Source organism: Streptomyces sp. NBC_00286, assembly GCF_036173125.1.
Classification (GTDB): Bacteria; Actinomycetota; Actinomycetes; order Streptomycetales; family Streptomycetaceae; genus Streptomyces.
On sequence record NZ_CP108054.1, the window covers coordinates 1118613 to 1131548 of the forward strand.

Consider the following 12936-nt stretch of genomic DNA (forward strand, 5'->3'; position numbering starts at 1 on the left):
CTCGGTGACGGGTGGGCGTCGCGTCTCATCCCCGTAGCCCTCCCGCGAAGCCGTTGATGATGCTGCGCTGGAGCACGAAGTAGACGAGCAGGACGGGCAGGATGCTGATCACCAGGGCGGCGAAGATGAGGTTCCAGTCGGTGACGTACTGACCGACGAAGCCGGCGATCGCGACCGGCATGGTCTGCTGGGCGCTGCCGCTTAGGTACAGCAGCGGGGTGAAGAAGTCGTTCCAGACGGCGACGGTGTTCAGCACCAGGGCCGTCACCGTGACCGGTTTGAGCATCGGCAGGACCACGTACCGAAAGCCCTGCAGCGCGGTGCAGCCGTCGATGAGTGCCGCGTCCTCGAAGTCGCGGGGCAGGGCGCGCAGGAAGCCGACGTACAGGAAGACGGTGAACGGCACCTGCAGACCGGAGTAGAAGAGGATCAGTGCCCAGGGGGTGCCGAGCAGGCCCATGTCGCGCATGGTCTGGTAGAGCGGCAGCGCGGCGAGCTGGAAGGGCAGGACGAGGCCCAGGAGAAACATCAGATACGTCCACCTCGACCAGCGGGCCGTCGCGCGGGCCAGCGGGTACGCCGCGAGTGACGAGACGGCCAGCACGATGACGACGCTGACGGCTGTCACCAGCAGGCTGTTGCCCAACGCCCCGCCGAGCGCCCCCTGTTGCCACGCCTGCGAGAAGTTGTCCAGGGTGGGCGAGGTGGTCGGGCTGATCGGTGACGAGGTGTCCGAGGTGGGGCGTACGGCGAGGTTGACCAGGACGTACACCGGGAAGCCGACGAACAGGGCGGCGGCGATCATCGTCAGTTCGAGCGCGAAGGTGCGGCGGCGGTAGCGGTTCATGAGGCGGCCCTCTCGTTGCGGGCCAGCGCGAGGTACTGGCCCGTGGAGGCGACCGCGACGATGATCGTGAGGACCACCGCGAGCGCGATGCTGTAGCCGAACTCGCCGAGGGTGAAGGCGTCCTTGTAGATGAGTGTGGAGATGGTGTCGGTGGCGTGGCCGGGGCCGCCGCCGGTCAACGCGTAGACCTGGTCGAAGAGTTTGAGCCCGCCGATGATCGACAGCATCAGGTTGATGGTGAAGGCGGGGGCGAGCAGGGGCCGGGTGACCGACCAGAAGCGCCGTACCGGACCTGCCCCGTCGATGGACGCCGCCTCATGGATCTCCTTCGGTACCGACTGCAGCCCGGCAAGGAAGATGACCATCGAGTAGCCGGCGTACTGCCAGACGATCACGCCGATCACCGACCACAGGGCGAGCCGGGGACTGCCCAGCCAGTCCTGCCCCAGGCCGTCAAGGCCGATCGCGCCGAGCAGGCTGTTGACCGCGCCGTCGGGGCCGAGCAGGTTGCGCCAGAGGTACGCGGTCACGATCGGGGTGATCACGGCCGGGGCGAACAGGAAGACCCTGAGCAGGTTCCGGGACTTGATGGCCGAGTTGACCCCGAGGGCCAGCAGCAGGCCCACCCCGTTCTGGATGACGGTGATCGCCACGGCGATCAGCAGCGTGTGCCAGATGGCCACCTTCGCGTCGGGGTCGTCGAGCATGGCGGAGAAGTTGTCCAGGCCCACGAAGGAGAAGCTGGGATCCAGGCCGTCCCAGTCGGTGAAGGCGTAGTGCACACCGCGCGCGCTCGGCACCAGGACGACGAAGGCGAACAGCAGCAGGGCGGGCAGCGCGAACCACCAGGGCGGGGTGGTGCGCGCCCGCCGGATTCGGACTCCGCGGATCTCTTCCGCGTCCGGGGGCCGCCCGTGATCCGCGAGGTGCTTGTGCGGGGCCAGGGTCACCGGCACACCTCCTTTCCTGAAACGTTTCAACACGAGGGTTGGGTCAGGGCTCCGGTCGGCGCGAGATGGGGAGGAGCGCCTGTCGGCTTCTTCGTATCGGGGCTGGCGGTCCGACGGGGGCGTAGTCCTGCGGCTGGGCAGTGGGTAACGTTTCCCACTGGGTGTGGCCAGACCCTAGAGAGCCTCCCGCGTGACGTCAAGATGCCGCACACGCTGCAGGATTGTTACGAGGTGGACACGACGCGGCATCCTCTACGCACCCGCTGAACTGCCGTGTCTGTACGTACACTCGGGAGCAACGTTCCCCATGAGAAAGGAACCGGATGGAGCCCTCGGCGCCACGCCGCCGCGTCACCATCGTCGATGTCGCGCGGCATGCGCGGGTGTCCACGACCGCCGTGTCCAAGGTGCTGCGCAACGCGTACGGAGCCAGCCCCGAGATGCAGGCGAAGGTGCGCCGTGCGATCGACGAGCTGGGCTACCGGCCGCACGCCGGGGCAAGAGGGCTGCGCGGGAAGACGTACACCATCGGCGTCATGCTGCCCGACATCCGCAACCCGTTCTTCCCCGAGGTCCTCGACGGCATCACGCATACGCTCCAGGACACCGAGTACCAGGTGCTCCTGGGACCCGGCGACTGCGGCGAGAAGGGGGAGGCCCGGGTCACCGAGGCCCTGATCGACCGCGGCATGGACGGCCTGATCCTGGTCGCGCCCCTGGCGTCACGCAAGCGTCTCGACGAGGTGGCCTCCGCCGTTCCGACCGTGATCGTGGGCCGGCACGGATCCTCTCCGGCGTACGACACGGTGGCGGACGACGACGTCGAGGGCGCCTCCTTGGTCGTCGGCCACCTCGCCGCTCTGGGACATCGGCGCATCGCCCACATCGAGCACCTCGAGACCGACCCGACGCGCCTCGCGGAGATGCCCAACGCCCGTCGCGCCGACGGCTACCGGCAGGCCATGCGAGCCCACGGCCTCGAGGAGTGCATCGATGTCGTGTCCACCAGCTACACCCAGGAGGGCGGCTACCGGGGCGCGAAAGAACTGCTGGAACGCCAACGCCCGCAGCGGCCGACAGCCGTCTTCGCCGGAGCGGACGTCGTGGCGATGGGCGCGCTGGAGGCGATCACCGAAGCCGGGCTGTCCGTCCCCGACGACATCTCGGTGGCCGGCTACGACAACACCACCTTCGCCGCGTTCGGCCCGGTGTCGCTGACCAGCGTCGACCAGGCGGGCCACGAGATCGGCAGAACCGCCGCCCGCCTCCTCCTGGAACGGATCGCCGACCGCCACCGGCCCTCCGTCCAGGTCAGGCTGTCCCCCACGCTGGTGCCGCGCCGGACGACCGCTCGAGCGCCGGAGTAGGCCGTCACTCAACCCGCCCACCGATTGGCCGCCGCATGCCGACCGGCGGCAGCACGTTTCGTCCGGCACGGTCGGTCACTGCCCCGGACCGGCCGCCTTGACGACCACCGTGTCGTGCGGCTGCCCGCCCAGTACGACTTTGAGGGCGCCGGTGACGGAGGCGCGGGAGAAGACGTCGTACGCCTCCTCCATCTGGTTCAGGGGGAAGGTGTGCGTGGCCAGGGACGAGGCGGGCAGGTGGCCTGCGGCCATCATGCGGAGCAGGGTGGGTGTGGATGACGTGTCGACCAGGCCGGTCGTGATGGTGACGTTCTTGATCCACAGGTTCTCGAGGTGCAGAGTGGCGGGTTTACCGTGCACGCCGACGTTGGCCACATGCCCGCCGGGGCGCACCATGCGCGTGCACATCTCGAAGCTCTCCGGCACCCCTACCGCCTCGATCACCACATCGGCGCCGAGTCCCTCGGTGAGGTCGGCGACCAGCTGTTCGGCTTCGTCGCCCGCGGCGGCGGCCACGGCGTCCGCGCCGAGTTGTCTGGCCGCCTCCAACCGGGCCGGGGCGGTGTCCACGGCGATGATCCGCTGCGGGGTGTAGAGCTGGGCTGTGGCGATCGCGGCGAGGCCGACCGGTCCCGCCCCGACCACGGCGACCGTGTCTCCGGGCCGTACGCGCCCGTTGAGCACGCCCACCTCGTACGCCGTCGGGAAGATGTCGGCCAGCAGTACGGCGTCCTTGGCGTCCAGCGCGCCGGGCAGCGGATGCACGGAGAGATCGGCGTGCGGTACGCGGACGAACTCGGCCTGCGTTCCGTTGATCACGTGGCCCAGGATCCAGCCCCCTCCCCCGCGGCACTGCCCGTAACCGCCCTCCTTGCAGAAGCCGCAGCGGCCGCACGCCGTGATGCACGAGACCAGCACCCGGACGCCCGGGCGAACCGTACGCACATCGGCGCCGACCTCGACGACCTCACCGACGGCTTCATGGCCGAGGACTGTACCGGGACGCACTTCCGGTACCTCGCCCTTGAGGATGTGCAGGTCCGTCCCGCAGATGGTGACGGCGTCGACGCGGACGATGGCGTCGGTGGCGTCCTCGGCGGCGGGGTCCGGGACGTCCTCCCATGCCGACTGGCCGGGGCCGTGAAAGACAAGTGCCTTCATGACGATCCCTCTTCCTCGCACAGGCCGGAACGGTTCCGCAATTCCATCCTGAACGGGACATACGCCGCCCGCATGAGCTAGGCGCTCAGCCCACAGCCAGCAGGCGTCAGCCAGCCGCTTCGACGTACGACGCCAGGTTGGCCAGCGAGGAGGCGATGCCGGCCTCGTGGTCCGCCTGGTCGATGCCGGGTGGCACGTCCGTGGCGGTGACGGTCACCTCCGTACCATCACCGGCGGCCGCGAGATGCCAGGTCATCGTCATGGTGCCCGCGTACGCCGGATCGTCGGCCTCGAACACCGCCCGCTGCACCACGCGCTCCGGCGGCACCAGGTCCGCGAACCCGACGTCGACGACATCCGTCGCGTCCGACGACTTGCCGGGACTGTCGGAGGCGTCGAGGTAGGTCAGGACCATCCGGAACCCGCCACCGGGCCGGGGATCCCACCGCTCGACCCGCCCCCGCATGCCCTCCGGCGGCAGCCAGGCCTCGAGCGACTTCCGGTCGAGGAGGGCGGCGTAGACGGTCGCCGGTGGTGCCGCGATCACCCGGCTGGCACGGTCGGTTCGGCTCATGGCCCGATCCTAGGACCGCTTCGCACGGCCCTGGGCTCACTCCGGGAGCACCAGTCGACCGGTCTCCCCCGGCTGCAGGCACACCGTGCGGTCCGGCAGCCGTATCTCGATCGGTGAGGCGTCGGAGGACGGCACCTCGATCTGCAGCAGCTCCGGCTCCAGGCGCAGCCGTACGCCCCAGTTGCCCTGATAGCGCAGGGCGAAGCCGTAGTGGGACAGTTCGGGCAGCGGGACCGGGTCGAGCCACAGTGCGCCGCCCCGGGTTTCCAGGCCGGTCAGTCCGCGCTGGACGAAGTCCAGGGTGCCGGCCATGGCGCCCAGGTGGATGCCTTCGCCGGTGGTGCCGCCCTGGATGTCGGCGATGTCGCCCTGGAGGGCCTCCTGGCAGAACTTCCACGCCTCGGCCCGCCGGGCCCTCGCCAGTACCCAGCCGTGGACGAGGCCGCTGAGGGTGGAGCCGTGACTGGTGCGGTGCAGGTAGTAGTCGACGGTACGGTGCCAGGTGTCCTCATCGAGTGGTATGCCCAACCGGCGGAACAGGCCCTGCAGTTCGGCCGGTGCGAAGAGGTAGCCGAGCATCAGGACGTCGGCCTGTTTGGAGGCCTGGTAGCGGTTGACGCTGTCGCCCTCGGCCTCCAGGATCCGGTCCAGGCGCCGGATGTCGCCGTATTGCCCGCGGTATGCGTCCCAGTCGAGCTCGGCCAGCTCGCCGTAGCCGTCGAACTGGCTGATGACGTCGTCGTGGAAGGGCACGTGGAGGGTACGGGAGACGTCCTCCCACAGTTCGAGTTCGCCCCCTTCCAGACCCGTACGCTCGACGAGTTCGCGGCGCCGCGGCTCCGGGAGGGTCTCCAGCAGCTCCAGGGTGCGGGCGAGCACCCAGGCGGCGGTGACGTTGGTGTAGGCGTTGTCGTCGAGGCCCGGCACGCGCGCGCCGGGGTAGGCCTCGTGGTACTCGTCGGGGCCGACCACGCCCCTGATGCGGTGCCGTCCCAAGGTCTCGTCGTAGACGGCGGCGTCCGCCCAGAAGCGGGAGATCTGCAGCAGCATCTCGGCGCCCTTGGTGTCGCGGAACTCCATGTCGCCGGTGGCCTCGCAGTACTGCCACACGTTGTAGGCGATCGCCGAGCCGACGTGGTGCTGGAGGCGGGAGTGGTCGGGCAGCCAGCGCCCGGAGCGCGGGTTGAGGTGGAGCTGCTGGGTCTCCTCGCGTCCGTCGCTGCCGCTCTGCCAGGGATACATGGCGCCCCTGCGGCCCGCCCTCCGGGCGTTGGTCCGGGCCTGTTCGAGGCGGCGGTGGCGGTAGCCGAGCAGGGCGCGGGAGACCTCGGGCAGGTGCAGGTTGAGGTAGGGCAGGACGAACAGTTCGTCCCAGAAGACGTGCCCGCGGTAGGCCTCGCCGTGCAGTCCCCGTGCGGGTACGCCGACGTCGAGGTCGGCGGTGTGCGGCGAGAGGGTCTGCAGGACGTGGAAGAGGTGCAGCCGCAGGATGCGGCCCGCCTCCCCGGGAACGTCGAGCTCGGCGCGGCGCCACAGCTGGTCCCAGGCGGTCAGGTGCGACTCCAGCAGCGCGTCGAAGCCGGGGGCGTGTTCCACCCGGTCGACGGCGGTGTGGAGCGGGTCGCTGATCGCGGGGTCGCGGGAGGTGTGCAGGGCGACGGTCTTGTCCACGGTCGCGGTGCGGCCCGACGTCAGATCGAGGGTCAACTGCTGGAGGGCGTACGGGGGTTCGTGGCGGATGGTGACGGGTGCCTCGGCGGTGACGCGGGACGCCATGCCGATACGGATGTCCGAGGTACCGGTGCGGCAGCGCAGCCACGCGGTGTCCGGGGCGGCGGTGCCGGTGTGCACGTGGATCAGGTGGCGGCCGTCCAGGTCCCGGTAGCGCGGCACGCCGGAGTTGGTGACACCGCCGTCGAGGGCTGCCTCCACCTCGAGCGTCCCGGAGAAGCCCTCGGCCGTGAACTCGGTGCGCAGCGCGGCCAGATGCGGGTCGGCCATGTGCACCAGCCGCTGCTGACGCACCCTCAATTCGCGTCCCTCACCGAGGTCGTACCGTGTCAGGCGCTCCAGCAGCCCGGCCGACAGGTGCAGGATCTGGCGGTGGTCGAGCACAGCCGCGGTGTCGGGGGTGAGCCAGGGCCCGCCGGGGAGGCGGAAGCGCAGGGGCAGCCAGTTCGGGACGTTGACCATGTCCTCGTTCTCCACCTGGCGGCCCGCGACCTCGGAGGTGAGCCGGTTGTAGCAGCCGGCCACATAGGTGCCCGGGTAGTGCACCTCGTCGGCGGCGCACTCCGGCAGCGCGCCACGGGTGGCGAAGTAGCCGTTGCCCAGGGTGCACAGCGACTCCCGCAGGCGTTCGTCGGCGGGCTCGTAGCCCTCGTACTCCCAGCTCCAGCCCGTCACTTCGGCGCTCCTCCCCCGCACAGTTCTTCCAGATCGTGTACGACGATGTCGGCGCCGTGCCGCAGCAGCCGCGCCCCGCTGTCCTCAGCGGCGGTGCGGTCCACGCCGATCACCAGGGCGAACCCGCCGCGCCGGCCCGCCTCCACACCCGCCAGCGCGTCCTCGACCACGGCCGCGCGGCCGGCCGGGACGCCGAGCCGGCGCACCGCCTCCAGGAACAGGTCCGGCTGCGGCTTGCCCGCCAGGCCAAGGCGGGCCGCCTCGCCACCGTCCACGAGGACGTCGAACAGATCACGTACCCCGGCCCGGACCAGCAGCTCACCGGCGTGCCGGGACGCGGAGGCCGCCGCACGGGGTACCCCCGCCCGGCGCAGGGCACACACCAGCCGTATGGTCCCCGGATAGGCGTCGACACCGTGCTCGCGCAGCCGCCGCACGAACCGGCGCTCCTTGTCCGCCGCTACAGCACGCACCGTCTCGGGCGAGGTCTCGATGCCGCGTGCGGCCAGGAACGCGGCGGCGCCGTCGAGGCGGGACTTGCCGTCCACGTGGCGCAGATAGTCGTCCCGCACGTCGAACGGGCGGCGCCGTTCGGGGTCCTTGGGCGGGTGCGCTCGCAGGTAGGCGTCGAACGCCGCCTTCCATGCCGCCGCGTGCACCCGGGCCGAGTCGGTGATCACGCCATCGGTGTCGAAAACGACGGCCCGTACATCCCGCAGCACGGGTGCGAGCAGGTCGCGGGGCGTGGCGGGGGTGAGCGGTCGGTACACGGTCACCCCCGCTCCGGCACGATCGCCACCGGGCACTGTGCGTGGTGAAGCAACGCGTGCCCTACGCGGCCGAGTTGGAGCCCGAGATGCCCGGACCGGCGGTGCGTTCCGACGATGACCAGGTCCGCGGCGGCCGTCAGGTGCAGCAGCACCTTGCGGGCCGGTCCCTCCACGGTGTGACGGCGAACCCGTACGCCTGGGTGGTCCGCCATCGGGTCCTGGAGCACGGCATCGAGCACGGCGGACGCCTGCTCCTGGTGATAGTGCGCCGGATCCCCGGCGAGCAGGGGATGTTCGGGGATTCCGTGCGCGGGGCAGCGCCAGGCCCGTACGACATCGAGGGTGCACCGCCGCGCCTCGGCCTCGCGGAAGGCGAACCGCACCGCCTCGCCGCCGGTGGTGGGCTCGCCCGCGCCGAGCATGATCCGCTCATGGATGCCGGCCAGGCCGGCCTTGTCGCCGCGGACGACGATCACGGGGCAGTCGGCGCGGGCCGCCACGGCGAGCGAGACGGAGCCGAGCAGCAGGCCCGTCAGCTCACCGCGGCCGCGCCTTCCCGTCACCAGGGCGGAGGCGTTGTGGCCTTCGTGCAGGAGGGCGGACGCCGCTTCTTCGGGGACCACCTCGGTGGAGACCTTCACCTCGGGGTTGCGTCGGCGGGCACGTTCTGTCGCGGATACGAGAATGGCGTCCGCCGGCACCTGCTCGGGCGGGCGGTCGGCGCTGCCGGACGGGATGGCCCCTTCGTACCGCTCCCACAGGGACGCGTACACCAGTCGCAGCGGCAGTCCGTGCCGGGCGGCTTCGTCGACCGCCCAGCCGACCGCGACGAGGCTCGATTCCGAACCGTCGACCCCCACGATCAGGGGCAGCTCCATGTCCCTCACCGCCTTTCGCCGGGCTGCGCAGACGTGCCGGCCGTACGGGTTCCCCGCACCGTCGCATCCATGGCCGGGCGGCGGCAGGGGCATGGCGCGACAGTTGGGCGCGTGTTGCTCATCACGCCGAAGGCTTCTCATTGCACAACGACGTCAGGAAATTCAGCCCGGCGGACATCGATCAAGCAACGCCCTTGACCGGACAACCTCCCCCTTGGACCATGTTGCGTATTGCTCGCGCTGTTGCTCATTACGCACCGCTGGAGGATGTCATGCCACCTCGCCCCGACCCCGGACGCGAGTTCGTCCTCACCCTGTCCTGTCCCGACCAGGCCGGACTGGTCCACGCCGTCAGCGGCTTCCTGGTCGACCACTCCGGGAACATCCTGGAGAGCCAGCAGTTCGACGACCGCCTTCAGGGCCGCTTCTTCATGCGCGTCCACTTCGACGTCTCCGACCCCGAGACGTCACTGGAGCGCCTGCGCACCGACTTCGCCCCGGTGGCCGCGGTGTACCGGATCGACTGGCGGCTGCACGAGGCGGCCGCCCCCACGCGCACCCTGATCATGGTGTCCAAGTACGGCCACTGCCTGAACGACCTGCTGTTCCGCAAGAGCACCGGCGCCCTCAACATCGAAGTGCCGGCGATCGTCTCCAATCACCGGGAGTTCGAGACGCTCGCGCACACCCACGGCATCCCCTTCCACCACATCCCCGTCACACCACAGACCAAGGCGGACGCGGAGGCCGAACTGCTGGACCTGGTACAGCGGTTGGACATCGACCTCGTGGTCCTCGCCCGCTATATGCAGATCCTCTCGGACGACCTGTGCAAGCGGCTCGAGGGCCGGGCCATCAACATCCACCACTCCTTCCTGCCCAGCTTCAAGGGGGCCCGCCCTTACCTCCAGGCCCACCAACGAGGAGTCAAGCTGGTCGGGGCCACCGCCCACTACGTCACTCCCGACCTGGACGAGGGCCCCATCATCGAGCAGGACGTCGTCCGCGTGGACCACTCCGACGACCCCGACGCGCTGGTCACCATGGGCCGAGACGTCGAGGCCCGGGTGCTGTCGCGGGCCGTGCAGTGGCACAGCGAGAGCCGCATCCTGCTCAACGGCCACCACACCGTGGTCTTCCGCTGACGCAACCGTCCCGTGTTTCCCGCACATCGCCGGCTGAGGAGACGTATGTCCGTCCTGAACACCCCTCTGCACGAGCTCGATCCCGAAGTCGCCGCCGCGGTCGACGCCGAGCTGAACCGTCAGCAGTCCACCCTGGAGATGATCGCCTCCGAGAACTTCGCGCCGGTCGCGGTCCTGGAGGCGCAGGGCTCGGTGCTGACCAACAAGTACGCCGAGGGCTATCCGGGCCGCCGCTACTACGGCGGTTGCGAGCACGTCGACGTAACCGAGCAGATCGCGATCGACCGCATCAAGGAGCTGTTCGGCGCCGAGTACGCCAACGTCCAGCCGCACTCCGGCGCCTCCGCCAACCAGGCCGCGCTCTTCGCGCTGGCCCAGCCCGGCGACACCGTCCTCGGCCTGGATCTGGCCCACGGCGGCCACCTGACCCACGGGATGCGGCTGAACTTCTCCGGCAAGCAGTTCAACGTGGTGCCCTACCACGTGGACGCCGCCACCGGCCTGGTCGATACGGCCGAGCTGGAGCGGCTGGCCAAGGAGCACCGCCCGAAGGTGATCATCGCGGGCTGGTCGGCGTACCCGCGGCAGCTGGACTTCGCCGAGTTCCGCCGGATCGCCGACGAAGTCGAGGCGTACCTGTGGGTCGACATGGCGCACTTCGCGGGCCTGGTCGCCGCCGGACTCCACCCGAACCCGGTCCCGTACGCGGACGTGGTCACCTCCACCACCCACAAGACGCTCGGCGGACCCCGCGGCGGCTTCATCCTCGCGAAGAAGGACTTCGCGAAGAAGCTCAACTCGTCCGTCTTCCCCGGCTTTCAGGGCGGCCCGCTGGAGCATGTGATCGCTGCCAAGGCGGTCTCCTTCAAGGTCGCCGCCTCCGAGGGCTTCAAGGAGCGGCAGCGCCGTACGGTCGAGGGCGCGAAGATCCTCGCCGACCGCCTGACGGCCGACGACGCACGCGCGGCCGGCGTCAACGTCCTGTCCGGCGGCACCGACGTACACCTGATCTTGGTCGACCTGCGCGAGAGCGAACTGGACGGTCAGCAGGCCGAGGACCGTCTCCACGAGGTCGGCATCACCGTCAACCGCAACGCCGTCCCGAACGACCCGCGCCCGCCGATGGTGACGTCGGGACTCAGGATCGGTACGCCCGCCCTGGCCACCCGCGGCTTCCAGGCCGAGGACTTCACTGAGGTCGCGGACATCATCGCGCAGGCTCTCACGCCGTCATACGACGCCGAGGCGCTGAAGGCCCGGGTGAAGGCGCTGGCCGACAAGCATCCGCTGTACCCCGGTCTCAACACGTAAGTCCGATGGGGCACTTGAACCGGGTGCCCCCTCTCCCTGTTCTGAGGAGTGACCGTGGCCATCTCGGTCTTCGACCTGTTCTCGATCGGCATCGGCCCGTCCAGCTCCCACACGGTCGGCCCGATGCGCGCGGCCCGCATGTTCGCCACCCGCCTCAAGGAGGACGGCGTACTGGCCGAGACCGCCACGGTCCACGCCGAGTTGTACGGCTCTCTCGGCGCGACCGGCCACGGCCACGGCACCCCGAAGGCGGTACTGCTCGGCCTGGAGGGCAACGAGCCGCACACCGTCGACGTCGTCCAGGCCGAGCACGACGTCGAGCGGATCAAGTCGACCGGAAGGCTACGGCTGTTGGGCGCCGAGATCGGCGACGCCCAGGAGATCGCCTTCGACTTCGACAAGTCCCTCGTCCTGCACCGCCGCAAGACGCTGCCGTACCACGCGAACGGCATGACCCTCTGGGCGTACGACGCTGCCGTCGCCGAACTCCTGACGAGGACGTACTACTCGGTGGGCGGCGGCTTCGTCGTCGACGAGGAGGCGGTGGGGGCCGACCGCATCAAGCTCGACGACACGGTCCTCAAGTACCGCTTCCGTACCGGCGACGAACTCCTGCGCCTGGCCCGGGAGACCGGCCTGTCGATCTCCGCACTGATGCTGGAGAACGAACGGGCCTGGCGCACCGAGGAAGAGATCCGCGAGGGGCTGCTCGCCATCTGGCACGTGATGCAGGCCTGCGTCGCCCGCGGCATGTCGCAGGAGGGCATCCTGCCCGGCGGCCTGCGAGTCCGGCGCCGGGCTGCGGTGACGGCACGCCAACTCCGCGCAGAGGGCGACCCGTTGGCCCACGCCATGGAGTGGATCACCCTCTACGCGATGGCCGTGAACGAAGAGAACGCGGCCGGCGGCCGAGTGGTCACCGCCCCCACGAACGGCGCGGCGGGCATCATCCCGGCCGTCCTGCACTACTACCTCAACTTCGTCCCCGGCGCCGACGAAGACGGAGTCGTCCGCTTCCTGCTCGCCGCCGGAGCCATCGGCATGCTCTTCAAGGAGAACGCCTCCATCTCCGGCGCCGAGGTCGGCTGCCAGGGCGAGGTCGGCTCCGCCTGCTCCATGGCCGCCGGCGCGCTGGCCGAAGTCCTGGGCGGCTCGCCGGAACAGGTGGAGAACGCCGCCGAGATCGGCATGGAACACAACCTCGGCCTGACCTGCGACCCGGTCGGCGGCCTGGTCCAGATCCCCTGCATCGAACGCAACGGCATGGCCGCCGTCAAGGCCGTCACCGCCGCGAAGATGGCGATGCGCGGCGACGGCTCCCACAAGGTCTCCCTCGACAAGGTCATCAAGACCATGAAGGACACCGGCGCCGACATGTCCGTGAAGTACAAGGAGACCGCCCGGGGCGGACTCGCGGTGAACATCATCGAGTGCTGAGGCGATGGGCGTCACCCGGTGCCCGGGCAGGGCAGCCATCGAGGAGGGCGCGGCCCACGGGGGTGGAGCCCCCGCGGTACGCGACCTCCT

The 12936-nt window shown here is 70.1% G+C and carries 11 protein-coding genes; 4 read left to right on the forward strand and 7 right to left on the reverse strand.

Features of this window, described 5'->3' with window-relative positions; genetic code table 11:
- Positions 1-25: 25 nt before the first annotated feature.
- Together OHT21_RS05245 and OHT21_RS05250 are read right to left on the reverse strand one after the other, a co-directional pair.
- Complete coding sequence (locus tag OHT21_RS05245) at positions 26-847, reverse strand: carbohydrate ABC transporter permease (protein WP_328767042.1); 822 nt, start codon at positions 845-847, stop codon at positions 26-28.
- On the reverse strand, positions 844-1797 hold the full coding sequence (locus OHT21_RS05250) for a carbohydrate ABC transporter permease (protein ID WP_328767043.1): 954 nt from the start codon (positions 1795-1797) through the stop codon (positions 844-846). The genes OHT21_RS05245 and OHT21_RS05250 overlap by 4 nt, the downstream gene beginning before the upstream one ends.
- Before the next feature lie 323 nt (positions 1798-2120).
- Here OHT21_RS05250 and OHT21_RS05255 point away from each other — a divergent pair, with 323 nt between their 5' ends.
- Positions 2121-3164 (forward strand): LacI family DNA-binding transcriptional regulator, encoded by a 1044-nt coding sequence (locus OHT21_RS05255; protein ID WP_328767044.1) that lies wholly within the window; start codon positions 2121-2123, stop codon positions 3162-3164.
- 75 nt (positions 3165-3239) lie between these two features.
- Here the strand turns inward: OHT21_RS05255 and OHT21_RS05260 are convergent, their stop codons facing one another.
- The 5 genes from OHT21_RS05260 to OHT21_RS05280 form a co-directional block, all read right to left on the reverse strand.
- Complete coding sequence (locus OHT21_RS05260) at positions 3240-4325, reverse strand: zinc-binding dehydrogenase (RefSeq protein WP_328767045.1); 1086 nt, start codon at positions 4323-4325, stop codon at positions 3240-3242.
- A gap of 106 nt (positions 4326-4431) precedes the next feature.
- Positions 4432-4899, reverse strand: a complete 468-nt coding sequence (locus OHT21_RS05265; protein WP_328767046.1) for an SRPBCC family protein — start codon at positions 4897-4899, stop codon at positions 4432-4434.
- 36 nt (positions 4900-4935) lie between these two features.
- Entirely contained in the window at positions 4936-7305 is a 2370-nt protein-coding gene (locus OHT21_RS05270; RefSeq protein ID WP_328767047.1) for a glycoside hydrolase family 65 protein, read from the reverse strand.
- Complete coding sequence (locus OHT21_RS05275) at positions 7302-8081, reverse strand: HAD family hydrolase (RefSeq protein ID WP_443050317.1); 780 nt, start codon at positions 8079-8081, stop codon at positions 7302-7304. The genes OHT21_RS05270 and OHT21_RS05275 overlap by 4 nt, the downstream gene beginning before the upstream one ends.
- On the reverse strand, positions 8078-8953 hold the full coding sequence (locus OHT21_RS05280) for a universal stress protein (RefSeq protein ID WP_328767049.1): 876 nt from the start codon (positions 8951-8953) through the stop codon (positions 8078-8080). The genes OHT21_RS05275 and OHT21_RS05280 overlap by 4 nt, the downstream gene beginning before the upstream one ends.
- A 272-nt stretch (positions 8954-9225) precedes the next feature.
- Between OHT21_RS05280 and purU the strand changes: the two genes are divergently transcribed.
- The 3 genes from purU to OHT21_RS05295 are packed head-to-tail and all read left to right on the forward strand — an operon-like array spanning position 9226 to position 12846.
- Positions 9226-10098, forward strand: coding sequence for a formyltetrahydrofolate deformylase (gene purU / locus OHT21_RS05285; protein WP_328767050.1), 873 nt, complete (start codon positions 9226-9228; stop codon positions 10096-10098).
- 45 nt (positions 10099-10143) lie between these two features.
- A complete protein-coding gene (gene glyA, locus OHT21_RS05290) occupies positions 10144-11409 on the forward strand; it encodes a serine hydroxymethyltransferase (RefSeq protein WP_328767051.1) in 1266 nt (421 codons plus the stop codon).
- Between the two features lie 54 nt (positions 11410-11463).
- Complete coding sequence (locus tag OHT21_RS05295) at positions 11464-12846, forward strand: L-serine ammonia-lyase (protein ID WP_328767052.1); 1383 nt, start codon at positions 11464-11466, stop codon at positions 12844-12846.
- Positions 12847-12936: the final 90 nt, after the last annotated feature.